This window comes from Mucilaginibacter sp. HD30, from assembly GCF_054061755.1.
Window position 1 is genome coordinate 3,838,565 of the sequence record NZ_JBSSEO010000001.1, and the last position, 25,306, is coordinate 3,863,870.

Genomic DNA, 25,306 nt, shown 5'->3' on the forward strand with positions numbered 1-25,306 from the left:
AAAGTTTACACTTTTAATGATTAATCCTGTGATAAGTTTACACTTTAATTTTAGTCCTGTTATAGGTTTACACTTTTCTAAATATAAAGAATAAACTATTGTTGTTTGCTTGTTGTGTGGGAATGTGGGAAACTCCTTCAGTTTTCCATATTTCCACATGTTTTTCGTTTTTTGCTTCTTTTTTCTTTTTACTGTCTCCTTTCTTTTGTTTAAAACTGTGGTACCCGATTTCTGCAGGGTCTGTTAACCCAACTCTTCCATTTACGTTGGATCGGGCCGGTTTGACCATGTGCCTGGTCAGGGGTCATCATATCAATGCTGCTATGCAGCCTCACGCTGTTATAAATCTCAACAGCTGTTACTGCCGACTCCCGGGCGCTTGTAAGGTGGGGATATACTTCCTTAAGTAACTCCAGCTTTAGTATTCCGTTTACTCTTTCTGCAATGGCATTATCCCTGGGATCACCGCTTTGGGTCATGCTGATAGCGATAGCGGCTTGATTTAACAAACCGATATAGTTTTCACAACAGTATTGTGAACCACGGTCTGAATGATGGATCAACAGTTCATTACCCGTCCTTTCTTTAAGCGCCATTTCCAGAGCCGCCACAGGCCCCTGAACTGATAGGTCCTTATTCATGTGGTAACCCACGATCTTACGACTGTAAGCATCTGTAACCAAACTCAGATAAGCGAATATGCTCTTTTTCAGTCGTATATAGGTAATGTCACTCACCCATAATTCTTCTGAACGGCTTAATACGATACCCTTTATCAGGTCGGGGTATTTCTTCATCCAGTGATTCGAGTCCGTTGTCCGGGGCTTACTGTGCCTACGCTTTCTGTTTAACAAACCGTTTTCACGCAGCAGGTCAAACACCCGGTCTCTGCCCCTGACGATATGATGATCTGCCATAAATGGCTCCATCATCGCATACAACTTTCGTCCTCCAAGTTTCGGTTGAAGCAGGCGGTGAGCAAGCACCTGAGCGATTATCAGGTCGTCCTCCAGTACACTTTTTCCTAATGCTTTTTGATATTGATAATACGCCTGTGGCGAATGACCAAGCAGTCTGCAAAGCTCACGAAGTCCCCGTGAGCAGCTTTGCATTTTCATTTGGACCGCCTGGTGCCATGCTTTTTTCGCAGGTCTATACCCAGCTCCTTACTGGATATATCGATCATCAGATCCTGTAACTCAATCTTCAGACGAGCTTTTCGAAGCTCCTCACGGAGCGTCTTAACATCATCCGGTAAGGTTGTGTCTTCTACTGAAATGGCTTTAATTGCTGCCGGCTTCTTTTCTTTCTTTTGCTTTGACATCACCATCCGGTGGATTTGCGCACGGGATATTCCGTACTTTTTCTCTAAAGCTCGGTAATTTAATCCCAATAAATTACGATCCATAAGTATCGATTCTGCTGTTCTTTCGTCCATCTTTGTTTACTTAATGTGTAAACCTATTTCAGGACGAGACAGTGGGACATTATTTGTGTTTTTTGTAACACAGCTGTTTATCAAGAAATTAACACGAGTTTACAGCTAATTTTCCTGACGAATAAGTAGTCTCACTTTGTCCCACTGCGAAACGGCAAGTAGTTATTTATCACAACTTTGCTAAAATATCGTCCCGCAGTGTCTCATGGTGTCTCACACTATGTGCTTTGCTTTTTTAGAGAATATATTGTTGGTACTTTACATCTTTTTACTACTTTTGCCATCCTCAACGGGGGATTAGCTCAGCTGGCTAGAGCGCTTGCATGGCATGCAAGAGGTCATCGGTTCGACTCCGATATTCTCCACTAAAGCCCACGACAGTGGGCTTTTTTATGCCTTATCATTCGATGATTAATACTCTGCAAACACTTCATCCGGATAGCACCATAACCAGCGTTCGCCGGGTTGGGCAGAGGAGATAACCGGGTGGCCAGTTTCGTGGTAATGGGCCGTCATGTGTTTCATGGGCGAGTCGTCGCAACAAAGAGTTACGCCACAGGTTTGGCAGGTGCGTAGGTGCACCCACCGGCCATGGTTCTTTATGCAGATCTCGCAAACCAACTCATCAGCTACCTTAAGTTCGGTAAGGCTCGTTATATGTGCGCATGTTTCGGGTTGTTCCATTATTTTACCTCCGCTAAGTATTTATGTACAAAACTAATCGCCATTGAGCCCTCGCCCACAGCAGATGCCACCCTATTCATGGCTCCGGCACGAACATCGCCCGCGGCAAACACACCTGGGCAGCTGGTTTCCAACAGGTATGGGTCGCGCTTTTGCTTCCAGATTTTATCAAACTCTGTATTCAGTTTAAGATCGCGGCCTGTTTCAATAAAACCTTTGTCGTCTTTAATAATATCAATACCGAGCCAGTCTGTAAACGGTTTGGCGCCAATAAAAATGTAAAGGGCATCGGCGCTTTTTTTTGCGACCTCGCCCGTTGTCAGGTCGCGGATATCCAGATGCTCCAACCTTTCAGAGCCATAGGCCTGGGTGATTTCGGTTTTGGGCATTACGTGGATATTTGATTCCCCTGCTATCTGGTCTATCAAATAAGCCGACATGGTATAACTCAAACTATCTTTACGGATAAGGATGTAAACGTTCTTAGCAAACTTGGACAGGTACATGGCTGCCTGTCCGGCAGAATTGCCGCCACCAACAACATACACCTCTTTGTCTTTGCAGGCGGTAGCCTCCGTCATTGCGGCGCCGTAATAAATACCTGCGCCGGTAAACTCACTCATGCCGGGCGTTTCCAGCTTGCGGTAGTCTACGCCTGTAGTAATTACCACGCTACGGGTAACTATGTCTTCGGCATCTTCCAGTTGAATGCGCTTGTAACCGTCCTTGTGTTGTATAGAGCTAACCGTCTGCGGCGAAAGAAACTCGGTGCCCAGACGTGCCGCTTGCGTCATGGCGCGGCGCGTTAACTCCGCACCGCTTAGTCCGGTAGGGAAGCCGAGGTAATTTTCAATGCGCGAACTTGTGCCTGCCTGTCCGCCCGGTGCACGACGCTCTATCAGCAGCGTTTTTAAGCCCTCGGATGCGCCGTATACGCCTGCCGCCAAACCAGCCGGACCGGCGCCTATAATAACCACATCGTAAATATCCTGCCGCTTTATCTGCGGGTTAAGGCCTATCCTGTCTGCAATCTCTACAATACCCGGATTAACCAAAAACTTGCCGTCCTCTAAAAAAACAACCGGGAGATCATTTGTTGAAAGGTTATTGTGCTGCAATAACTTTTCAGCTTCTTTCTCGGTTTGTATATCCATCCATTGGTAAGGCACCAGGTTGCCCGCCAAAAAATCCTTTATCTCATGCGATTTTTGCGAATATTGATAACCTATCACCTTAATGCCTTTAAACACGGGGTGATAATCGCATTGCCAATTATCCAGCAGATCGTCAATAACCGGGAACAGTTTTTCCTCCGGCGGATCCCAGGGCTTTATCAGGTAATAATCCAGTTTAACTGCGTTGATGGCCTGAATAGCTGCATCCTTATCTGCATATGCCGTTAATAAAACACGCTTAGCTTCCGGAAAGAACTTAAGGGCCTTAGCCAGAAAATCAACCCCCGGCATTTCGGGCATGCGCTGGTCTGATATAAAAAGGGCAATGCTCTCGCCTTTGTTATTCAGATCAAGCAGGCTATCTAATGCCTCCTTTATATTGGTGGTGCTTAAAATTCTATAACCCTCGCGGTAGCGGCTTTTCAGGTCGCGGGTAATAGCCCTTAAAACTTGGGCATCGTCGTCAATACAAAATATAATAGGTAAACTCATTGTGGTATAAAGATACAAATAGGCTGATTAACCATTAAACGGAAATTCTACAATAAAAGCAGTGCGGCCCGGTTCAGATTCTACCTTGATTTTTCCGTTATGCTGCTTCACTATGCTTGTAACTACATCAAGGCCCAATCCTGTACCCTTGCCGGCCTCCTTGGTGGTAAAAAACGGATCGAAGATGCGGCTTTTAATGTCTTCGGGGATGCCGGGCCCATTATCAATAATACAAACCTGCACACAGTCTTTAGCACGACCGGTTTTGATTTGCAGCACACCTTTCCCACCGGTTTCCATTGCATCAAGCGCGTTGTCTATGAGGTTGGTCCAAACCTGGTTCAGTTCGCCGATCATGGCGTTTACCTGCGGCAGGGTGATGTCAAAAAGCTCCTCCACCTTTACGCCGTTTTGCCTTATTTTATGCTGAAGCATGGTTAGCGTATTACGGATGCCACTATGGATATCCGCGTATTGCTTGCCGTGGCCCTGATCCATATGGGTAAAAGTCTTTACAGCGCCCACAAGTTCCGCTATCCTTCGCGATGCCTCCTCAATATCTATCACCATTTTCTCGGTGACCAGGTTATTGTTGATCCATCCAAAAACAGACGAGAGGGCTTCTTCTGGAATATGCTTTTTAAAATCATCAAGATCGGCAACAGAAAAACCGAAATCAACGAGGTTTTCTGCTATTTCCTGACTATTCTCTACTGTATGATCATCGAGCCAGTCCAACGCATCATCTTCCCTTTCAGATCGCTCCATCATGCTTAGTGTTGGCTTTTCATCCTTACAAACAACAGAGAAGAGTTTATCGCTCACGTAGGTTACATCATCAACGCTTAGTTTGAGTGACATTACACGCTTAAAAGCATCGGGTACTAATTTTAAATGTTTTAAAAGCGAAGCGGAGCCCCGCACTACTGCGGATGCCGGGTTATTCAGCTCATGTGCCAAGCCAGCGGAGAGTTTGCCCAACGCCATCATCTTCTCGTTTTGCTGCTGCAGTGCCGTAAAATCGCGGATGCGGTTGGCCATTACATGTACAAGCGCCTGCGTTAGTTCAAACTGACTGCGGATCATGGCTTGCTCATGTTCTATTGGAAAAAACACAACGGTTAAAGCTTCTACAACTTCGGCATTACCAATAGTAATTTTACCGCGCGAAAACGGCAGGTGACCCGTAATGTCCTGCGATTCAAAAACAGCAACCTCGCGCATTTCCTTACCTTGCGGCATACACAAGCGGAAGCTTCCGTCCACAACAATGTAAGTGCCTTTTATGGGATGGTTCGGCACAAAAACGCGATCCCCCTCTTGCAATGTGATTTGCTCGCTATGATCCAGAAACCATTGTAGTTGTTCTAACGGAACATCTTTAAGGGCATCAATGCTTTGCAGCCATTGTGCGGTAACTTTATCCATAAGTAAAAATGTTATGGTATAAATTTAGGGGGAAAAGTTGAGAAAGTGATGATAAGGTAGACGTTTAGCCACCTGTATATGTCATTCGTCGCTCTTGCTTAGAATATAATACCTTAAGTAAAGCCAATCCTTAGCTCTTATCCAGCACATCCTCCGCAGCCTCGGCAACTTCCGGCTTTGTAATATTCTTTTTAGGATAGTTTAAAAAGCAGCGACGATAATACAGGCAGAACAAAAATAGCGACAGTGAAGATAGATACGTACATATCTGTCTGTTCACCCTCAATGGCATGCGAAACCGGGCTCTCTGGATAAAAATGGGTAAATAATGATGAGGTTAGTTTAATGCCCAAAACTCCGATCACTATAAAGGCGATGGCTTCAAGGAAGGTGAATTTCTCCATCAGTTTAACAAAAGCCTGAGCAACAAAACGCATAGCCAGTATACCAATGAATACACCGGTATAGATCAGAAACACATGATCAGTAAAGGCCACTGCTGCAAACACGTTATCGATAGAAAAAGCAAGGTCCATCAGTTCAACCAATGCAACGGTTGCCCAAAAGGGCCCTATCATGCCAACGGTTGATTTGTATAACCAGCTTTCGTCTTTGTTTACAGATTCATCTTCTCCCTTTTCGGCAGATTTGTTTTTGAAATAACTAAACGCCAGATAAATTAGGTACAACCCGCCCAATGGCTTTAACCACCATACTTTAACCAACCATGATGCCAGCAGTAAACAGATCCCTCTGAAAACGTAAGCGCCAATAATGCCGTAGCGTAAGGCCTTGTTGCGTTGTTCTTTAGGTAGATCAAGCACCATTGTTGCCAGTACTGCCGCGTTATCAACCGATAAAAGGCTTTCAATAAGTATCAGGTTTAATATAATTAGCAGTCCTGCTTTTATGTCTTCGCCCAAAAGCGAATGTAAAATGTCCATGTTATGTTTTATGTTAGACCAACAATGCAAATATCTGTTACAAGATGCTAAATGATATCGGTATTCAGCATAGTTTTTAAAATATTTGCCTGCGCATCAAATCCCGCTATGTTTTGCAGGAAGTTAATATCGGTAATTTTCTTGTAATTCTCTGCAAGCAAGGTGCTTACTTCGTGCGGGATATAAATACGGGCCAAAGCCGCGCTGCTTTGCAACTGGTCGTTTTTATCCAACAACTCCTGGATTATACGCTCGTTACGGGTTACTTCGGTAGCCTGATCAATGCTGCTTAAAATAGCGGCGTCGCAAAGTAAAAACAAATTGCGCGAAGGATAAAACAGGTAGTAGGTATCCTCATCCATAAACTTATAAACCTCCAACGCAAGGTTGCCGGTTTTCAATCCGCAGTAAAACTCCGTGCGGAAATCGTGCTTGCAAGCTTTGCCCATTAATTTACGCTCAATAACCGCGCTGGCATTTATATAAACCTCGTTAGGCTGGTAGGTGGTAAGCTCGCCCAGCGTTTCAGTACTTATATCAAAAAAGTAATCCTGCGCGTATCGGGCGCTAAATGCGTTAATGCTTTTAGCAAAAGGATATTCCTGCCCGTCAGAAGATAGCAACTCATACAGTTTACGCAGGGATGTATTTATACGTAGGGCCTGCCGCTGCTTATCGTTGTTAAAGTCGGCATAATTAAAATCGCTATCCTTTACGCTTTGGATAAGATCTTTGTTAAGCTGTATCTCTTCGAATAATAAAGAAGTGCTGCGCTCATTGATCTTTTTTATTTTTTTAAGAAGGTCAATAACGGCAGAGGTAAACTGTACATGGAACAATTCCAGTTTATTAATATCCAGTTCGGGGTTGCTTTCATAGAGCCTATGGATAACCTGTGTACGCAAGTATATTTTATAAACTATCTCATCCTCAAAAAAGGCGGATAAAAGGTGTAGTTTATTTAATAATCGGGTCGACTCGCGTATTATAGGATTGTCATCCATTCTCCGTCATCAGCTTACGTTGGTTACGTTCTTTCTTAATTCGGTTTCCAGCGTTTGTAATTCTGTGTTTAACAACTTGCGGTTCTGCGTGCCTTGGTCGTGTATTTGCTTAACCTCGTTCAATGTTTCAATTAATGATTGAGTGGTACGCTTTAACGTATCTATTGACACCACTGTTTTTTCATTCTCCTTAGCAACGTCAATACTGTTCTGTTTTAACAGGTCAGCATTTTTTTGCAGGATGGTGTTAGTCGTATCAGATATTTTTCGCTGCATTTCAACATTGGCTTTTTGCCGTTGCAATGCTACTGCAATAGTAAGCTGATTTTTCCATACCGGAATGGTTGTTGATACAATTGACTGCGCTTTTTCTGCAATGGAAGTGTTATTATTCTGCACAACGCGTATTTGCGCCAATGATTGCAACATGATAAACCTAACAATCTTCATATCAGCCAGGCGCTTGTCTAAACGGCTGCAAAATTCGCGCAAGTCTGCAATTTCGTAATCCTGATAAGCGGTTGGATTGGCTTCCATTTCGGCCAGCTTTTCCATCAGCTCTTTATATTTTATCTGGCCGGATATGATCAGCTCCTCCATCTGGTGAATGTACTGCACATTGCTGTCAAACATGGTTTGCAGCGAGCTATTGTCCTTTATAGCATTTAACCGGCCCGCTTTTACCTTGTTGGTGATCTTGTCTACATTGTTAACTACAAGATCGTACTTCTGGAACATTTTTTTGACATCTGTAACCAGGCTCTTTATAAAAGGAATCTTTGAAAGAAACGTTTTAAATGAGTTTTGTTCCAGCTCGTCAACATCAATGTAGTTTAATTCAACTAATAACTCATTGATCAAACCGCCAACCTCGCCCGAGTTGTAGGTACGCACCGATGATAAAAACTGGTTACTGTACCGCTCCATAGAATTTTGCACCTCAACGCCATAATTTAATATGGAGTTGGAATCGGCGGGGCTTAGGTCCTTGCTTAAAGCGGAATATTTGCTGATATCTTCGGGAGTGGCCTGTGTAAGGTCAACATTGCCCTCTTTGTCAATCAGTTTTACGGCCGTTATTGGCGCAACAACCGGTTCGGTACTATTTGGTGTAGGTTCCATCCTTGTATGTTTTGTGGCCCGGCGCTAAAGTGCCGGGCTCATTCTCTATAAATATTGTTGTGTAACCGTTTGTACAGTTTCCTGTAATTTTTTGTCCTTTGTTGGCTCGCCAATGGCATTAAACTTCCATTCGCCATTGCGTTTGTAAAAAACCCCCAACACCATTGATACGTGGCCCGCAAAGTTGGCACCAGTAATGTTATAGGTAGCAAATACTTCGTTAACCCGCTTTGGGGTGCCTTCATAAACGCGTAGCGATGCAAACGGTATGCTGCCAAAATCTTGTCCACGGAAGCTGTTTAGCACAAACGCTACATAAGTTGTAGTAGGCTCTAATGCGCCCAGGTCAACAGTTATAACTTCATTGTCTAAACCGTCGTCGCCGCCCAGATCACCTGTAAGGTCATCGCCGCTATGTTTTACTGACCCATTCTTTGATTTTAAGTTACCAAAATATACTACCTCTTGCAGTCCTTTTCCTTCATTAAATAAAGCGCAGCTGGCATCAAGGTCAACCGCCTCTTTTTTGCCACCGAAACCAAACATCCCTTTTTTCTCTATCGCGCCCCAGTTAATGCCTACACATATATTTTGCAGCTTACTGCCATTGCTTTTTTCAAGGCTTATACGCTGTCCTTTTTCTAAATTAATTGCCATTGTTGCTTGGGTTTAATTGTATTTATTTAAATAATCCTGCAGGCCGCCTTTCATGCCGGCGCCAACCGCTTCAAACTTCCACTCGTTGTTGCGTTTGTATATCCTGCCAAACTCAACCGCTGTTTCAATAGAAAAATCTTCTTCCAGCTCGTATTTAAGCAGTTCTGTATTGCTAGCGGTATCAAATATACGGATAAACGAATTGCGTATCTGGCCAAAATTCTGTCTGCGGTTAGCTGCTTCGTGGATGGTAACTACAATGCAGATCTCTGACGCCTGCGGCGATATAAGCGACAGGTCTATCTTGATCTGTTCATCATCACCTTCGCCATCGCCGGTTAAATTATCGCCGGTATGCTCTACTGCTCCGTCTGGCGATTTTAAGTTATTATAGAAAATAAGATGCTCATCACTCAAAAGCTTTTTATTATCGCCCATAACAAATACGGACGCGTCAAGATCAAATGCTGTTCCTGTTGATGAACTGTTGGTGTCCCATCCTAATCCGATGGTAAACTTCGGGGCCGAAATGGATTCGCGCTGCCCTTTTTGCAAATTTATAGCCATAATTTATGCTAACTTTTTATTACTCGTTACTAATTGGTTTTTAATATAATTTAAATTGAGTTGGTAGCTTTCCATATTATGGTAACTGTTGCCCAACGCCATGTCGTATAATTCGTTTATAAAAGCTTCGTTTTTGTTTTGCAAAAACACGCAAAAGCTTTCGTGGTCGTAATTTAATATGTATTTAACTATCCTGGTGTTGATACAGAAGTTACCGCCGTTTATTATGTCATCCAGATCAAAAATAGTTTGAACGCTAAAATAATTCAAATAATTTTCAACGCTTGGATGTATATTGTGGTTTATAAGCTCGGCAAAGTAAAGCATATAAACCGGATTGTCCAGTTCGTATTCATCGATCATTTTCCTGATCATGCGCTCGTGCCCGCCGGTAATTCTTATATCATCCAAAAACACTAACGTTTTCCCCTTTAAAAACATTTTATCAATGTGAAAGGAATCGTTACCTATAAGTAGCAGGCGCTGCTCTGCATCCAGCTCGCCATAATCTTCTTTATACGTAATGGTTCTGTGCACCTTGCTCTCTTGTACAACAGGCATATTGTGGCGAGCAAGCCAACGATTCAGTATAGATACAAAGTGATTTTTAAGCGTAAACGTTGCCGTTGGGATAAATGAGTACGGACTTGAAATAACCACCATTTGCTCACCCTTAGTTAGCGCGCTTAAATGCTGCTTTATAAACCCGGCAGCAAGTGCCGCGCCAAAGTGCCGGGCTACTTCGCCATCACCAAATTTAAACCGGCTGTATTCTGCTGCGCCAAAACCAAAATCGGCAGTAGTGCTTATTTTATGGAGCGAGTACGTGGTGTGCATTATTGATTATATCAGGAAGGTAAATGTTATTTGAATTGATAAGATAGCTTTGCAAACCTACCGCATTGGCACCCGCTACATCCGCAACAGGGTTATCGCCTATGTGTATTACACGGGTCAGATCTATTTCGGTATGATGTGTGCTCAGTTGGTCAAGCATCATTTTAAAAAATTGCGGATTCGGCTTTGACATTCCCGCTTCGTCCGAGTAAAGCTGGAAATCAATAAACTCATCTATACCAATTTGATTTAAAACCTTGCGTAATGTTACACCTTTTATAAAACCGGTGTTGCTGAGAATGCCTATTGTGGCAGTTGTGGTTTTTTTAAGTTGTGATAGCACTGCAATTGTACGGTCGCAATAGGCAATGGGCAAGTGCTCAAAAAGCAGCTCTTCCATGTCGGCGTATAACTTTTCTATGTCGATCTTCCATATTCTCCCATCGCCATTATTCATCATGCTGAGCACCATCAGGTACATCTCATCAGCATCAATATTCTTACCTGTCTTCTCGTTGATCAGGTTACACATAATATCTACCTGCCTGAACGTGTGCTTAACGCCGTCAAGCGATAGGTTGCAGTAATTAAAATGCTGATGGAAAAACGCCGCTCTTTCCTCTTTAAACGCCGGATTTGAGCGTATAAGGGTGAGCCACAGATCAAAAGAAAAATGCTGATAATTTTGCGTTAAGAGCATATAATGCGCTAAAGTTTTTTGTAATGTATAAATAATTTAAGCATCAGGCAAAAATTTTTAAGGCGATATGCTAACAATTGTAGGAAACCGTAAGGAAAGATTTTTTTATGGCGATGGGTTCCAAAACCATCGGGATGTGTAAATTTGGAGTTTATATCTCTCTAAATATGGCAACTATTAAAACTACCTACCTGGGCGGCTTAAGAACCGAGGCTACACATTTACAATCGGGCACTACAATTTTAACAGATGCGCCTGTAGATAACAAGGGCAAAGGCGAGGCTTTTTCGCCGACCGACCTTTTAGCAGAATCACTGGCCGGATGTATACTTACTACAATGGCAATAGCTGCCGATACGCATGGATTTGATGTAGATAATACAACTGCAGAAGTAACCAAAATAATGGCCCCTAACCCCCGCCGTGTTGCTGAGGTTATTGTAACACTAAAGTTCCCGAAAACATACTCAGAAAAAGAAATTAAAATTTTAGAGTTAGCCGCAACAACCTGCCCGGTTGCTATCAGCCTTCACCCTGATGTTAAAAAAACTATCGACTTTGGTTGGTAGCCAATGGTTTTCAAAGCGGAATACCGTTACGGATATTAATTACCCATTTCGCCAATTGCTTCCTCAACGGATATGGAGCCATGCGACTGATCCAAGATGCATTCGCCGTCTTTAATCAGCAATAGTTGAGGAGATTCGTGATGTACCTGAAATAATTGGGCTACCTGGTTAGAGATATCGCGGTAGCGGATAAGATCAAGAAAATAAAGAGGCATATCGGCGGGAAGATTATCCCAATCTAACTCAAAGCGTCTTTTTGCCATCATACTGATGGAACAGCGGGTGCTATGTTTAAAAATAAGCGCGTAACCCTGCTGTTGTTTTATTTGATTTAGCTGTTCGGGCGATTCCAGTTGTGTCCAATTCATAATATTACAAATATAAAAACGGACAATTTGTTCTCGGTAATTGCAAAGTCAAACATTGGCCCTTTGCACCATAAAAAGAAAAGATATGTTATTTTATCTGCGACCGCCCCGTGGATATGAGCTGTAAGCCGGACAAAGCTTGTTGGAGCAGGACGCTAACGTGCCTAAACTTAAAACGAGCAGTAGTATGTAGGCAATTTTTTTCATTGTTGATCTTTGTGTTATTATACGCAAATTAAGTGTCCAAAGTTTTACCAAGTTCTGCCATTTTTAATGCAGTTACAGCGGCTTCTACCCCTTTGTTGCCATGTTTCCCACCTGCACGGTCAATAGCTTGTTGCTGATTGTCCGGGGTAAGTACACCAAATATAACAGGTTTTGTGTATTTAATGGCAACATTACTTAATCCATTAGCTACAGCATTACAAATAAAATCAAAATGTCGCGTTTCACCCTGTATTACACAACCTAAACATATAACGGCATCTGCTTTGGTTGCCTTCAAAACCATATCAGCAGCTGCTGTTAATTCAAAACTCCCCGGCACCCAGTGCGATTGTATATTTTCTGGCAATGCGCCATTATCAACCAATGCCTGATACGCTCCGTTGTAAAGCGCCAGTGTAACCTCGGCATTCCACTCCGCAGCAATTATAGCAAAGCTAAAAGGCGCTGCAGATGGTATGGTTGTTCCTGAAAAATCTGATAAATTCTTTAGCTGGGTGGCCATTTTGATTTTAAATTTCGGATTTCGGATTTCGGATTGACGAATTAGATAAATTCGAAATTGAACATCCGAAATCTGAAATCAATTACAACTTTGCCTGTACGCGCGCTATATAAGCATCAATGGTTTGCGCTTCGGTACTGGTTGGATAATTCGTTTTTATGCTTTTGTAAGCGTCGGCTGCATCGTCTTTCTTATTAGCTGCTTCGTAAACAAGCCCCAGTTTTTTCAAATATAATGGCGACAAAAAGTCGTTTTCGGCTTTATCTACAGCTTTTTTAAAGTAAGATGCCGCGTTGTCATAATCCTTTAATTCAACATATGCGTCACCGGTACTGCCTAAAGCCTCTGCCGCTATCATGCTATCATCGCCTCTGTAATCGCTTAAATAATCAATCGCCTTGTGGTATTCACCCTTGTTAAGGTAAGCCACTCCTAAATAAAAGTTGGCCAGATTAGCAGCCTTAGTATTGCTGTATTCGCTTATTATTTTTTCAAATCCGGGGTAACCCGCATCGCCATTAATGGCTTTATCCCAATCCTTCTTTTGCCAAGACTCTTGTGCCACGCGCATTTGTGTTGCTGCAGTAACTTCGCGGGGGGCTAAATATAATTTTTGATAAAGCACATATACAGCTATCATTATAACAACTGCTGCTACTATAAATGTTAAACTTTTTTGGTTTTCCCTTGTAAATTTACTTACCTGCCCCAAACCGCTGTCATTCAATGGTTGTTGGGTACTCTGTTGGGTTTTTGACATTGTTATTCTAAATTAAAGTTTGCAAAACTACACTTTTTAAAAAGGTTTAGCAATAGCATTTTATTTTAAGCATGAAGCGTGCTTTTAAGTGTCAGAAAGCACTAAAGCCAGTCTGTAATTATTAAATTTGAACTTTCTTTATGCATTTACAGCAACTGTCCGTCATCAATTTTAAAAATTACACCGAAGCCGGATTGTTATTGAGCGAAGGCGTAAATGCATTTTTGGGCGATAATGGGGCCGGAAAAACCAATTTGCTTGACGCAATACATTACCTGGCATTGTGTAAAAGCTATTTCAACCCTATTGATAGCCAGCAGATAAAACAGGATGCCGACTTTTTCATTATAACGGGGACATTTAACCGTAATGGTCAAACCGAAGCTATTGCCTGTTCTGTAAAGCGTAATCAGAAAAAACAGTTTAAGCGAAATAAAAAAGATTATCCCCGCCTGGCCGACCATATTGGCTTGCTGCCGCTTGTTATGGTGTCGCCTAATGATGTGAGTATTATTGTTGAAGGTAGTGAAGAGAGGCGCAAATTTATTGATAACGTTATATCGCAAACCGATAACAACTACCTCGACGAATTAATAGCATATAATAAGGTGTTGATAAACCGCAACGCATTGCTAAAATCAGCGGCTGATACAGGGCGATATGATCAAAGCCTGCTCGAAATTTTTGATGAACAGCTTACCGCATCAGGTAAAAAGATATTTGAAAAAAGAAAAGGGTTTATGGAGGCCTTTACGCCCGTGTTCAACAAACATTACAGGTTTTTAACCGGAGAGGCCGAAAATGTAGAATTGGTTTATGAATCGCAGTTGTTACAGACGGACCTCGAAACGTTGTTAAAAAAGAACACTGAGAAAGACAAGGTGCTTGAGCGTACTACTTGTGGTGTTCATAAAGACGACCTGATCTTCTACATACATGGCATGCCTATCAAAAAATTCGGATCGCAGGGGCAGCAAAAGTCATTTTTAATTGCATTGAAATTGGCGCAGTACACATTGCTTCAGCAAGCAAAAGGATTTAAACCTTTGCTGTTGCTTGATGATGTTTTTGATAAGTTAGATGATAAGCGCGTTGAAAAATTAATGCAAATGGTGTCTGACCATAATTTTGGACAAGTATTTATTACAGACACGGGCTACAACCGTGTTAAGCAAATATTTGAGAATATGCAGGTGCCGGTTAAATTGTTTAAAATAACACAAGGCGAGGTAGATGCGTAAAACAAACGACAAGTATTTAAAAGAGGCCCTGGAGCAAATGCTTAAGGTTTACAAAATAAAGCGCCGTTTTGACGAAACAGCGGTGGCAGCGCATTGGCCGGATCTTGTAGGCAAATCTGTTGCCAACCGCACAAAAGAACTTTATATACATGAAAGGAAACTCTTTCTGCGTATAGAATCGTCGGTAATAAAAAATGAATTACTATTGATGCGGGCGCAAATCATCGAAAAAATAAACACAGAGGCCGGCGACGAACTTATAAATGATATTATCTTCCTATAATTGTCTTTATCGGAAGACCTTTTTCTAAAAAGGCCTGACCAACCAAGGGCGGAAGGTGTTCGGAAAATAAAACACCAATCAGCAAAAAGACCGCACCTACATCCCCGCTTTTTAAATTAAATAATTATGCTTTCATATTAATTTACATAGATTTGCATCTTTTTAAAAAGAGTATGTTAGATACGGGCTCGCTGATTGATCTGTTGGGTCAGCCTCAAAAAATAGTTATTACTACGCATCATAAACCCGATGGCGATGCCCTTGGGTCGTCGCTTGGTTTATATAACTATTTGATACAGTTGGGCCATCACGCACAGGTTATCACCCCAAGCGACTACCCCGATTTCTTAACATGGATGCCCGGAAACGAAGATGTTATAGTTTATACAGATCGGCCGGAAGAATCAGCAATCCTTATAGAAAATGCCGCCCTTATATTTTGCCTTGACTTTAACAGTCTTGACAGAATAAACGAAATGGGAGAGCTTGTACGCGCCAGCAGTGCCTATAAGATAATGATAGACCATCACCTTGACCCTGCTGATTTTGATGACTATCGGCACTGGAGTATTAGTGCCTGTGCAACAGCGCAACTGGTTTATGATTTTATTGCCAATGTTTTGCAACATAAGGAATACATAAATAAAGACGTAGCAACCAGTTTATATACCGGCATAATGACGGATTCAGCATCGTTCAGGTTGCCAAATACAACAGCAGACGTTCATCGGGTTGTTGCTGAGCTTATTGATAAGGGTGCGGTAAATTGGCGTATACATGAGCTGGTATACAATAGCGCGTCAGAAAACCGCATACGCCTGCTTGGGCACTGCTTAAGCAATTGTTTGGAGGTGCTGCCTGAGTTTAATACGGCCATAATAGTGCTGAGAAAACAGGATATTGCCGCCTATGATGTGCAAACAGGCGATACAGAAGGAATAGTAAATTACGCTCTTTCTATAACAAGTATAAGGCTGGCAGCGTTCATTGTTGAACGAGGCGACCAGGTAAAGTTATCACTTCGCTCAAAAGGCGATTTTCCGGCTAACGAGATCTGTAAGCTTTATTTTAATGGTGGGGGGCACCGCAATGCTGCCGGAGGGCAATCAGCCAACGGTATTGAGCAGGTTGTTGAACAATTCAAATTAATTTTACCAAAATATAAAAAACTACTAATTCAATAAAAATGAGAAAAAACTTAATGTTTTTAGGGCTCGCGGCTATAGGCCTTGCAAGCTGTAATGGCGGATTTAAACAAGGACCGGGCGGCTTACTTTACAACATACACAGCGAAAAAAGCACAACAAAAATAAAAGAAGGCGATTTCGTTTCGGCCTTTGTGGTAGTAAAAAACGATGCCGACTCTACGATATATAGCTCTTACGATGGTGGTCAACCTCAGTACCTGATAATAGAGAAAGCGCAATTTAAAGGCGATATGATGGACGGATTTAAATTGGTTGGCGAAGGCGATAGTGTTACAATAAAGACGGTAGCCGATAGCGCTTTCAAAGGCGGCCAGCCACGGCCGGACAAATTTAAAAGCAGTAAATATGTTGTGTACGATTTGAAAATAAATAAAGTAATTCCTAAAGGAACTCTTACCGACGAGGTGTTTCAACGTACGATATCAACATACGTTAGCGGCCAGGTTGAAACCGTTAAAAAGCAAGAGCCTGTCAAAATTCAAAAGTACATTGCTGATAATAAAATGAATGTAACTAAAACCGATTCGGGTTTATATTATGTAATTACTAAACAAGGGGCTGGCGCTAACATTGCTCCCGGCGATACTGCTGTGGTTAATTATGCTGGCCGTTTGCTTTTCACAGGCAAAGTATTCGACACTAACATCAAAGACGAGGCAGTAAAAGCCAAACTGCAGCACATAGAAATGCGTCCGTTTAAACCTATCCGTTTTGCAGTTGGTCAGCAGCAGGTTATAGCAGGTTGGGATCAAGGCTTGCAATTGTTAAATAAAGGTGCTAAAGCCACGTTGGTTATTCCATCAGCATTGGGTTACGGCGAAAGAGGTTACCAGGAAATACCTGCAAACGCTCCTCTTGTTTTTGATATTGAAGTGGTTGACATTGTCCATCCAACAAAAAAATAAATTTAAGCACGGCCTTCCTGTTAAAGGAAGACCTTTTTAATATGAAAAAGTATCTTTTAATATTAGCAGCATTAGCTTTTGTTGCAAACGCCAGTGCACAGGGCGATTTTAAACGTACGCCAAAAGGAACCATATATCGCATTGTAACATCCAACCCAGGCGAAAAGATAAAGCTTGACCAGATAATTACCTTTAATATGGTGCAAAAAACGGAGAAAGACTCTGTTCTGGCCAGCACTTATACAGTTGGCCGTCCCTTTCAGGCACGATGTGCTCCAGATGGTGATTTGATGGACATATTTCCGCTGCTTGCTTTGAAGGACAGTGCCATAATAAAAGTGCCTACAGACAGCATGTTCAACGGCAATGAGGACAAACGCCCCCCGTTTTTTCCTAAAGGAAGCAATTTAATTATCGCTCTGAAAATTGAAAAAATACAATCGTTGGATGAAGCCATGGCCGAACGTAATAAAGCCCTTGAAGCGGAAAAGGCCGTTACTGCTAAGTTAGCTGTACAAGAGGCCGGAACAGCTGCTACTTACATTGCCGATAATAAATTAATATTAAACACAACCGCCTCGGGACTTAAATATGTGGTTACCAAACCCACTGTTAAACGCAAGCCATTGCCGGGCGATACGGTGTATGTAAACTATCTTGGGCGCACACTTGACGGAAAGGTTTTTGACACCAGTATAGAGGCTGAAGCGATAAAAGCCGGCACCAAACAGGAAGGGCGCACATACGAGCCTATTTCATTTGCTTTGGGCAGAGGTGAGGTTATACCCGGATGGGATGAAGGCCTGCAATTGTTGAACGAGGGTTCAAAGGCTACATTTATCATTCCTTCTAAGTTAGCTTACGGCGAGCGGGGCGCGGGTAATGATATATCACCATATGCCACGCTAAGGTTTGACGTTGAATTAGTTAAAGTTAGCCCGGTTAAACATACTGTAACTAAAAAAACGATTGTAAAAAAAGCAGCCGTAAAAACTACAACGGTTAAAAAAGCTCCGGCAACAGCGACTAAAAAAACAGTTACCAAAAAGCCATAAACTCTTTTTAATTAAACACAGGGAGCTCGCCGTTTTTAACGGGGAGCTTTTTTATTTTTGCAGCATGATATTAACCGACACGCATACCCATTTGTATTATGAGCAAGATGCAGATAAGTGTGCAGCCCTAATGCAGCGTTGCTTTGATAACGGCATCAGCAGATTGTTTTTGCCGAATGTGGATATTGAGTCGGTAAAAAAAATAAACGATCTGCTACATGCCTACCCGCACAACTGTTTCCCTATGTTGGGTATGCACCCATGCTCGGTAAAAGGCGATTGGGAAGACGAGTTGGCTGCGATAAAGAAAAGTGACGTTGGTCAAATATATGCCATTGGCGAAATCGGTATTGATCTGTATTGGGATAAAACCAACCTGGCTGACCAGGTAAAGGCCTTTAAGGATCAAATAGCTTGGGCCAAGAGCCTTAGGCTGCCGATTGTTATCCACTGCCGCGAGGCGTTTAACGAGGTTTTTGAAGTGCTGGCAGAGGAGAATGATGAGCTTTTGCGCGGTATTTTTCATTGCTTTACAGGCAATGCAGAGCAAGCGCAACGCGCAATTGATCTTGGTTTTTACCTGGGCGTTGGTGGTGTAGTTACCTATAAAAACGGCGGGCTCGACAAAATTTTACCTCAAATTGATCTAAGCCATATAGTTTTAGAAACAGATTCTCCGTATCTTTCGCCCGTTCCGCACAGAGGGAAACCCAACGAAAGTTCCTATTTGATATTCATCGCCCAAAAAATTGCCGAGATTTATCAAACGGACCTTGAAACCGTGGCCGGTATAACTACCGCGAACTCAAAGAAAATATTTGGTGTGTGAACCTGCCTAAATAAACTAAATTATCCTGATTAATGAGCCAGATACTTATCATCTATACCGGAGGAACAATTGGTATGATGGCCGATCCTGTAACCAAAGTGCTTAAGCCTATCAACTTTGAGCAGATCATGGATAATGTGCCTGAGCTGGAAAAGCTGAACTGCAAGATCAAGGTGCACTCGTTTAATGAGATCATTGATTCATCTAACATGAATCCTGCTATCTGGAGCGAGCTGGCCGGCCTGATCCAGGACAATTATGATGACGTTGACGGCTTCGTTATCCTGCATGGGTCAGACACGATGGCGTTTACTGCATCGGCGTTGAGCTTTATGCTGGAGAATCTGGCTAAGCCTATCATCTTCACCGGGTCGCAGTTGCCTATTAGTGCTATACGTACCGATGCCAAGGAAAACCTGATGACGGCCATTGAGATAGCCAACGCCAAGAAAAGCGACCGTGCACGCGTGCCCGAAGTGTGCATCTACTTTGACTACAAGCTGTTCCGTGGCAACCGTTCCTTTAAGTATAACTCATCAAAGTTTGAGGCGTTCCGGTCTCCTAACTACCCTATACTGGCCGAATCTGGCGTGCATTTGCGCTTTAGTGTGAATGATATACGCCAGCCCAACAACGAAGCCTTAACTGTACATAATAACCTGGCTAATGATGTAGCCGTGCTTAAGCTTTACCCGGGCATAGGCCCAAAGGTGGTTGAAGCCGTTTTAGGCGCTGATGTACGCGGCGTTGTTATGGAAACATTTGGCGCAGGTAACACTACTACCGACCAATGGTTCATCGATTTGCTTAAGCAGGCTATTGATGGCGGCAAGGTAATAGTGGACATATCGCAATGCAAGGTGGGTACTGTTGAGCTGGGCCGTTACGAAACCAGCAAGCAGCTAAAAGACATCGGTGTAGCCAACGGTTACGATATGACCTACGAAGCCGCCGTGACCAAAATGATGTTCTTGCTAGGGCAATCTGAAGACCCTAAACAGGTTAAAGAACTGATGGAGGTTGACCTGCGCGGCGAGCTGACGGTTTCTTAGTTTGCAGTTTGTTTGTCCCATGTGGGTGTGAGACAATATGGGACAATTGGGACACTTTTTACAGTAATCTCTTGACAACAAGCACTTTGTGTTTTTTGGGTGGGACAAAGTGAGACTACTTATTCGTCAGGGAAATTAGCTGTGGAATTCCGATAAGTAGCAGACTGTCAACACGGTTATAAAACTGGCTTTTTTGTCCCGATGTCTCGTCCTGAAATAGGTTTACACATTAAGTAAACAAAGATGGACGAAAGAACAGCAGAATCGATACTTATGGATCGTAATTTATTGGGATTAAATTACCGAGCTTTAGAGAAAAAGTACGGAATATCCCGTGCGCAAATCCACCGGATGGTGATGTCAAAGCAAAAGAAAGAAAAGAAGCCGGCAGCAATTAAAGCCATTTCAGTAGAAGACACAACCTTACCGGATGATGTTAAGACGCTCCGTGAGGAGCTTCGAAAAGCTCGTCTGAAGATTGAGTTACAGGATCTGATGATCGATATATCCAGTAAGGAGCTGGGTATAGACCTGCGAAAAAAGCATGGCACCAGGCGGTCCAAATGAAAATGCAAAGCTGCTCACGGGGACTTCGTGAGCTTTGCAGACTGCTTGGTCATTCGCCACAGGCGTATTATCAATATCAAAAAGCATTAGGAAAAAGTGTACTGGAGGACGACCTGATAATCGCTCAGGTGCTTGCTCACCGCCTGCTTCAACCGAAACTTGGAGGACGAAAGTTGTATGCGATGATGGAGCCATTTATGGCAGATCATCATATCGTCAGGGGCAGAGATCGGGTGTTTGACCTGCTGCGTGAAAACGGTTTGTTAAACAGAAAGCGTAGGCACAGTAAGCCCCGGACAACGGACTCGAATCACTGGATGAAGAAATACCCCGACCTGATAAAGGGTATCGTATTAAGCCGTTCAGAAGAATTATGGGTGAGTGACATTACCTATATACGACTGAAAAAGAGCATATTCGCTTATCTGAGTTTGGTTACAGATGCTTACAGTCGTAAGATCGTGGGTTACCACATGAATAAGGACCTATCAGTTCAGGGGCCTGTGGCGGCTCTGGAAATGGCGCTTAAAGAAAGGACGGGTAATGAACTGTTGATCCATCATTCAGACCGTGGTTCACAATACTGTTGTGAAAACTATATCGGTTTGTTAAATCAAGCCGCTATCGCTATCAGCATGACCCAAAGCGGTGATCCCAGGGATAATGCCATTGCAGAAAGAGTAAACGGAATACTAAAGCTGGAGTTACTTAAGGAAGTATATCCCCACCTTACAAGCGCCCGGGAGTCGGCAGTAACAGCTGTTGAGATTTATAACAGCGTGAGGCTGCATAGCAGCATTGATATGATGACCCCTGACCAGGCACATGGGCAAACCGGCCCGATCCAACGTAAATGGAAGAGTTGGGTTAACAGACCCTGCAGAAATCGGGTACTACAGTTTTAAACAAAAGAAAGGAGACAGTAAAAAGAAAAAAGAAGCAAAAAACGAAAAACATGTGGAAATATGGAAAACTGAAGGAGTTTCCCACATTCCCACACAACAAGCAAACAACAATAGTTTATTCTTTATATTTAGAAAAGTGTAAACCTATAACAGGACTAAAATTAAAGTGTAAACTTATCACAGGATTAATCATTAAAAGTGTAAACTTTTTTCAGGACGATACACGATAGCGGAGCAACAATAATAACCTCAACAACCGCCACGCTTGAGCGTTAGCGGATTTTAAATAACGACCAACATTATTGGCATCAAACACCTACTTTATCAACCCATCCATCAAAGCATATCGTGTTACGGTGTTATCAGGCACGCCCTTACTATCGGTATCAATTACCAATACCTTTTTTGTGCCTTTGCCTTGTACCGCGTCCCATTGGGGTAAACCCTGGGCATTAGGATTGCCGGTTTTAATGAAGTTGACAAAAAAGGCATGCATAACTTCTGCTGTTTTAATATCCTCGGGTGTCCAGTTATATACCTTATTGTAGTGCAGGTTACCCATGGCATACTCTATTTCGGCCGAGTGAACAGCACCGGTGGGAGCCTCTGCATCAGTAGCCAGCTTAGGTCGCGGGCGGGTATATAGATAACGATACACGGGTGCGTTTTGCGTGCGGGCCTGCATATCAATCAATTTCCAGGTGCTATAGGCTATAAACCGATCGGATGCCAGGGCGTTGCCCGATGCTATTATTTCTTCTTTGGTAGTTGCAGGATACTGTTGTAAAACCTCGGCGGCTTTATCGGGATATAAACGCTGAATGGCCGCCTTGTAATTTTCGGGTGTAGCCGCAACGTTTCTGCCCAATATGCTTTTATAGTCGCCTTCTGCCGAGTTCCATCCTGCCAGCAATGCAACAGGCATTTGCTTGCCCGCTGCAAATATTTCCTGGGGTTGCTGCGGTAAAAAGTAACCATCAATCGTGCAGCCAAAGCGGCCGTTGGCACCCCATTTTAGCAAAGAATCAGCAGGAATCTTGCGCAGATCAGCCAATGACTCAGCCTTAACCCGCTTAGCAAAGGTAACGCCGGCTTGCTCTGCAGTGGCCAATGGTGTTGGCGATAGGTTACCCAGTAAAGCGCCGCTTTCGGCAATAGCCGCTCTAAATAAACCCTTTGACAGCGGCGAGGCTATTTGCGCCGATACTGACATGGAGCCGGCAGATTCGCCTGCGATGGTAACTTTATCAGGGTCGCCGCCAAAGGCAGCTATATTTTTCTTCACCCAAAGCAACGCGGCATGCTGATCCATCAGCCCGTAATTGCCAGAGGCATGGTCCGGAGATTCTTTTGTCAGATCAGGATGCGCCATAAAACCAAATACACCCAGGCGATAATTTACGGTAAGCGCTACTATCCCTTTTTTTGCCATGCTTTCGCCATCGTACCTACCCTCAGAGCCATCGCCGGTACGGAAACCGCCTCCATAGAAGTATACCAGTACGGGCAGCTTTTCGTTGCCGGCTTTTGCCGGGGTCCAAACGTTTAGGTAAAGGCAGTCTTCGCTGTTACCGCTGCTGCGGAAGATCATATCGCTATACAGATGCTGCTGCATGGCCTGCGCGCTAAAATGATCTGCCTTAAGCACACCGTTCCAGTTAGCGGGAGCCTGCGGCGCTTTCCAGCGCAGATCGCCAACGGGTGGCTTTGCAAACGGAATACCTTTGAATGAGCGTATGCCACTGGTTTCGGTTACGCCCTGTACTGTGCCATTGGCTGTTTTTATTTGCGGACCGGTACTCGTCATATTTTGCGCATTGCTGTTAAATACGGCAGCTATTGCCACTGTAAGCAGGTATATTTTTTTGTTCATAAAGCTTGATGCTTAATAGGCTCAAAACAAACTTAATTATTTGTTGCAGTATTTAATAGCATTAAAGGGCTTATCTTTTATATCTTCTTAAACCTTTCGTCCGCAAAGCAATCACAGAAGTAAATATCTTTATATTAAAATTGTAAAAACTGAAACCTGCCTTTTGAGGCTATAATTTACACGGATTGTTTGCGTTACTAATGCAAAACGGTAAAGTCTGTATTACAAACACTTGTTTGTATACAACTTACCAAACTTTTATTACTTTTGCCACCCGAATGAGGTTAACATTGATCATATTAAGTGTACTGTTGTTGTTTCAAACCAACACACAGGCATGTAATGTTCGTAACAGACATGTTATTGCTGTTAAAGCCTTCGTTCTGGAAAGAAAAAAAGCCGAGGCGCTTAATAACTCCCGCGCAGCCTCAAAGTACAGCGAGCAAAGAAGTTTTGGTAAATCATCGCAGTTTTTATTTTGGGAGTGCGAGGAAGACCAGGAAGACGCCCCTCCGTGCGATCTGACAAAATTTAAACTTTTGTGCGGGTTTTATTTAACGCTGCCATCGTTTCGCCAAGCTGTTTTAAGCTATATAAAACCGGAAGTTGCGACCGATGAGCGTTTCGACTCCGCCACTGCCTCTACCAGGTATATCGTTCAAAGGTCTTTGCGGATCTGAACACCCCACTCTTCATTTTAGGGAAATAGAACAGCCGTAACCGGGCTTCGCGTTAATGCGTAGCGCTTTTATGTCCTGTTATCGGCGAAGCCTCGGATAGTCTTCCCCCCCGCCTTCTACATTTCAAAATCATTTCTTAATTAATACTATGAACAAAATTGTGGTGCTTGCCGGCATGTTGGCCCTGTTGGGTCAAATAGGCTGTACGTCAAAACCCGAAGAAAAAATTGAGGCCGCTACTTATACTGTAACGGGCCCCTTAAAAGTGGACACCTCTTTTACAAAAGAATATGTGTCTCAGATCCGTTCTGTGCGCGACATTGAGATCCGGTCGCAGGAAAAAGGATTTTTACAAAATATTTATGTTGACGAAGGCCAATATGTAAAAGCCGGTCAGCTTTTATTCAGAATAATGCCTAAGATGTACGAAACTGAGGCTTTAAAAGCCGAAGCTGAAGTTAAAGCGGCTGAGGTGGAATTGCTGAATACCCAAAGCCTTGCCGATAAGGATATTGTTTCTAAAAACGAACTTGCAATGGCAAAGGCCAAACTTGCCGGAGCAAATGCCGGCCACTCCTTAGCCAGGATCCATCTGTCCTTTACAGAGATCCGTGCACCATTTAACGGTTATATTGACAGAATACCAAAAAAACTGGGCAGCCTTATTGATGAGGGTGAGTTGCTGACAAGCCTGTCAGACAACAGCGATGTTTATGCTTACTTCAACCTGTCTGAGCCAGAGTACCTGAATTATCAGGAAGATAAAAAAGGGCGTGCAGACACAAAGGTTAATTTGCGTTTGGCTAACGGTAATCTTTTAAAATATAAGGGCGAAGTACAGACAGTTGAAAGCGAGTTTGAAAACGAAACCGGAAATATTGCCTTCCGTGCAAAATTCCCTAATACCGATGGACTTTTGCGTAATGGCGAAACCGGTAAGATTTTAATGACCGTTCCGCTAAAAAATACCCTTATTATTCCGCAAAAGGCCACTTACGAGATCCAGGATAAAAAGTACGCTTTTGTTATAAAGAATGGCGTAGCGCATTCGCAGCCTATTACGGTACGTGGCGAATTGCCAGATCTGTATGTAATTGATACCGGTTTGTCATTAGGCGATAAGATATTGCTTGACGGCATACAGTCGGTAAAAGATGGGGATAAGATCAAATTTACGTTTGAAGACCCTGCAAAAGTGATGTCAAGCCTGAGATTAAAGGCTGAATAAATCCA

28 protein-coding genes and 1 tRNA gene are annotated in these 25,306 nt (G+C 43.0%); 13 read left to right on the forward strand and 16 right to left on the reverse strand.

What is annotated here, in order from left to right:
- Positions 1 to 209: 209 nt before the first annotated feature.
- Both ACVW2L_RS18170 and ACVW2L_RS18175 read right to left on the reverse strand, forming a co-directional pair.
- Entirely contained in the window at positions 210 to 1,118 is a 909-nt protein-coding gene (locus ACVW2L_RS18170; protein ID WP_457128789.1) for an IS3 family transposase, read from the reverse strand.
- Complete coding sequence (locus tag ACVW2L_RS18175) at positions 1,115 to 1,438, reverse strand: hypothetical protein (protein WP_457126385.1); 324 nt, start codon at positions 1,436 to 1,438, stop codon at positions 1,115 to 1,117. The genes ACVW2L_RS18170 and ACVW2L_RS18175 overlap by 4 nt, the downstream gene beginning before the upstream one ends.
- A 291-nt stretch (positions 1,439 to 1,729) precedes the next feature.
- Here ACVW2L_RS18175 and ACVW2L_RS18180 point away from each other — a divergent pair.
- A tRNA-Ala gene (locus tag ACVW2L_RS18180) sits at positions 1,730 to 1,803 on the forward strand.
- Between the two features lie 46 nt (positions 1,804 to 1,849).
- Here ACVW2L_RS18180 and ACVW2L_RS18185 read toward each other — a convergent pair.
- From ACVW2L_RS18185 to ACVW2L_RS18230, 10 genes are all read right to left on the reverse strand, one after another.
- A complete protein-coding gene (locus tag ACVW2L_RS18185) occupies positions 1,850 to 2,122 on the reverse strand; it encodes a UBP-type zinc finger domain-containing protein (RefSeq protein ID WP_457129370.1) in 273 nt (90 codons plus the stop codon).
- A complete protein-coding gene (locus tag ACVW2L_RS18190) occupies positions 2,122 to 3,789 on the reverse strand; it encodes an FAD-dependent oxidoreductase (RefSeq protein ID WP_457129371.1) in 1,668 nt (555 codons plus the stop codon). The genes ACVW2L_RS18185 and ACVW2L_RS18190 overlap by 1 nt, the downstream gene beginning before the upstream one ends.
- Positions 3,790 to 3,816: 27 nt before the next feature.
- A complete protein-coding gene (locus ACVW2L_RS18195; protein ID WP_457129372.1) occupies positions 3,817 to 5,217 on the reverse strand; it encodes an ATP-binding protein in 1,401 nt (466 codons plus the stop codon).
- 191 nt (positions 5,218 to 5,408) lie between these two features.
- Positions 5,409 to 6,161 carry a TerC family protein gene (locus tag ACVW2L_RS18200; RefSeq protein ID WP_457129373.1) on the reverse strand — a complete coding sequence of 251 codons (753 nt, stop codon included), beginning with the start codon at positions 6,159 to 6,161 and terminating at the stop codon, positions 5,409 to 5,411.
- A gap of 47 nt (positions 6,162 to 6,208) precedes the next feature.
- On the reverse strand, positions 6,209 to 7,165 hold the full coding sequence (locus ACVW2L_RS18205; protein ID WP_457129374.1) for a hypothetical protein: 957 nt from the start codon (positions 7,163 to 7,165) through the stop codon (positions 6,209 to 6,211).
- A 9-nt stretch (positions 7,166 to 7,174) separates the two neighbouring features.
- The gene (locus ACVW2L_RS18210; RefSeq protein ID WP_457129375.1) at positions 7,175 to 8,287 is read right to left on the reverse strand and encodes a toxic anion resistance protein; all 1,113 of its coding nucleotides are present in this window, start codon (positions 8,285 to 8,287) and stop codon (positions 7,175 to 7,177) included.
- Positions 8,288 to 8,332: 45 nt separating this feature from the next.
- On the reverse strand, positions 8,333 to 8,944 hold the full coding sequence (locus ACVW2L_RS18215; RefSeq protein WP_457129376.1) for a TerD family protein: 612 nt from the start codon (positions 8,942 to 8,944) through the stop codon (positions 8,333 to 8,335).
- Between the two features lie 12 nt (positions 8,945 to 8,956).
- Positions 8,957 to 9,511, reverse strand: coding sequence for a TerD family protein (locus tag ACVW2L_RS18220; protein WP_457129377.1), 555 nt, complete (start codon positions 9,509 to 9,511; stop codon positions 8,957 to 8,959).
- 3 nt (positions 9,512 to 9,514) lie between these two features.
- Positions 9,515 to 10,348, reverse strand: coding sequence for a phosphoribosyltransferase family protein (locus ACVW2L_RS18225; protein WP_457129378.1), 834 nt, complete (start codon positions 10,346 to 10,348; stop codon positions 9,515 to 9,517).
- The gene (locus tag ACVW2L_RS18230) at positions 10,323 to 11,048 is read right to left on the reverse strand and encodes an HAD family hydrolase (protein WP_457129379.1); all 726 of its coding nucleotides are present in this window, start codon (positions 11,046 to 11,048) and stop codon (positions 10,323 to 10,325) included. The genes ACVW2L_RS18225 and ACVW2L_RS18230 overlap by 26 nt, the downstream gene beginning before the upstream one ends.
- Before the next feature lie 167 nt (positions 11,049 to 11,215).
- Here ACVW2L_RS18230 and ACVW2L_RS18235 point away from each other — a divergent pair, with 167 nt between their 5' ends.
- On the forward strand, positions 11,216 to 11,617 hold the full coding sequence (locus ACVW2L_RS18235; RefSeq protein ID WP_457129380.1) for an OsmC family protein: 402 nt from the start codon (positions 11,216 to 11,218) through the stop codon (positions 11,615 to 11,617).
- Positions 11,618 to 11,652: 35 nt separating this feature from the next.
- Here the strand turns inward: ACVW2L_RS18235 and ytxJ are convergent, their stop codons facing one another.
- The 3 genes from ytxJ to ACVW2L_RS18250 form a co-directional block, all read right to left on the reverse strand.
- Positions 11,653 to 11,985, reverse strand: a complete 333-nt coding sequence (gene ytxJ / locus ACVW2L_RS18240; RefSeq protein WP_457129381.1) for a bacillithiol system redox-active protein YtxJ — start codon at positions 11,983 to 11,985, stop codon at positions 11,653 to 11,655.
- Positions 11,986 to 12,220: 235 nt separating this feature from the next.
- Positions 12,221 to 12,715 carry a 6,7-dimethyl-8-ribityllumazine synthase gene (gene ribH, locus ACVW2L_RS18245; protein WP_457129382.1) on the reverse strand — a complete coding sequence of 165 codons (495 nt, stop codon included), beginning with the start codon at positions 12,713 to 12,715 and terminating at the stop codon, positions 12,221 to 12,223.
- 82 nt (positions 12,716 to 12,797) lie between these two features.
- Entirely contained in the window at positions 12,798 to 13,475 is a 678-nt protein-coding gene (locus tag ACVW2L_RS18250; protein ID WP_457129383.1) for a tetratricopeptide repeat protein, read from the reverse strand.
- A 140-nt stretch (positions 13,476 to 13,615) separates the two neighbouring features.
- On the opposite strand from ACVW2L_RS18250, the gene recF reads away from it, so the two are divergent.
- The 9 genes from recF (at position 13,616) to ACVW2L_RS18295 (ending at position 21,520) form a co-directional block, all read left to right on the forward strand.
- Positions 13,616 to 14,716, forward strand: coding sequence for a DNA replication/repair protein RecF (gene recF, locus ACVW2L_RS18255; protein ID WP_457129384.1), 1,101 nt, complete (start codon positions 13,616 to 13,618; stop codon positions 14,714 to 14,716).
- Entirely contained in the window at positions 14,709 to 14,999 is a 291-nt protein-coding gene (locus ACVW2L_RS18260) for a DUF721 domain-containing protein (RefSeq protein WP_457129385.1), read from the forward strand. Before recF ends, ACVW2L_RS18260 begins: the two co-directional genes overlap by 8 nt.
- Positions 15,000 to 15,172: 173 nt before the next feature.
- Positions 15,173 to 16,183 (forward strand): DHH family phosphoesterase, encoded by a 1,011-nt coding sequence (locus ACVW2L_RS18265; RefSeq protein ID WP_457129386.1) that lies wholly within the window; start codon positions 15,173 to 15,175, stop codon positions 16,181 to 16,183.
- A 2-nt stretch (positions 16,184 to 16,185) separates the two neighbouring features.
- A complete protein-coding gene (locus ACVW2L_RS18270) occupies positions 16,186 to 17,112 on the forward strand; it encodes an FKBP-type peptidyl-prolyl cis-trans isomerase (RefSeq protein WP_457129387.1) in 927 nt (308 codons plus the stop codon).
- Positions 17,113 to 17,153: 41 nt separating this feature from the next.
- Positions 17,154 to 18,167 (forward strand): FKBP-type peptidyl-prolyl cis-trans isomerase, encoded by a 1,014-nt coding sequence (locus ACVW2L_RS18275; RefSeq protein ID WP_457129388.1) that lies wholly within the window; start codon positions 17,154 to 17,156, stop codon positions 18,165 to 18,167.
- Positions 18,168 to 18,231: 64 nt separating this feature from the next.
- Positions 18,232 to 18,996: a TatD family hydrolase gene (locus ACVW2L_RS18280; RefSeq protein WP_457129389.1), complete on the forward strand. Its 765-nt coding sequence runs from the start codon at positions 18,232 to 18,234 to the stop codon at positions 18,994 to 18,996.
- Positions 18,997 to 19,028: 32 nt separating this feature from the next.
- Positions 19,029 to 20,048 (forward strand): asparaginase, encoded by a 1,020-nt coding sequence (locus ACVW2L_RS18285; RefSeq protein ID WP_457129390.1) that lies wholly within the window; start codon positions 19,029 to 19,031, stop codon positions 20,046 to 20,048.
- A 243-nt stretch (positions 20,049 to 20,291) separates the two neighbouring features.
- Positions 20,292 to 20,615, forward strand: a complete 324-nt coding sequence (locus tag ACVW2L_RS18290) for a hypothetical protein (protein ID WP_457126385.1) — start codon at positions 20,292 to 20,294, stop codon at positions 20,613 to 20,615.
- On the forward strand, positions 20,612 to 21,520 hold the full coding sequence (locus ACVW2L_RS18295) for an IS3 family transposase (RefSeq protein ID WP_457128872.1): 909 nt from the start codon (positions 20,612 to 20,614) through the stop codon (positions 21,518 to 21,520). Before ACVW2L_RS18290 ends, ACVW2L_RS18295 begins: the two co-directional genes overlap by 4 nt.
- A gap of 316 nt (positions 21,521 to 21,836) precedes the next feature.
- Here the strand turns inward: ACVW2L_RS18295 and ACVW2L_RS18300 are convergent, their stop codons facing one another.
- Entirely contained in the window at positions 21,837 to 23,393 is a 1,557-nt protein-coding gene (locus tag ACVW2L_RS18300) for a carboxylesterase/lipase family protein (protein WP_457129391.1), read from the reverse strand.
- Positions 23,394 to 23,671: 278 nt separating this feature from the next.
- Here ACVW2L_RS18300 and ACVW2L_RS18305 point away from each other — a divergent pair, with 278 nt between their 5' ends.
- The gene (locus ACVW2L_RS18305; protein WP_457129392.1) at positions 23,672 to 24,073 is read left to right on the forward strand and encodes a hypothetical protein; all 402 of its coding nucleotides are present in this window, start codon (positions 23,672 to 23,674) and stop codon (positions 24,071 to 24,073) included.
- A 148-nt stretch (positions 24,074 to 24,221) separates the two neighbouring features.
- Positions 24,222 to 25,301, forward strand: a complete 1,080-nt coding sequence (locus tag ACVW2L_RS18310; protein ID WP_457129393.1) for an efflux RND transporter periplasmic adaptor subunit — start codon at positions 24,222 to 24,224, stop codon at positions 25,299 to 25,301.
- The last annotated feature ends 5 nt before the right edge of the window (positions 25,302 to 25,306 follow it).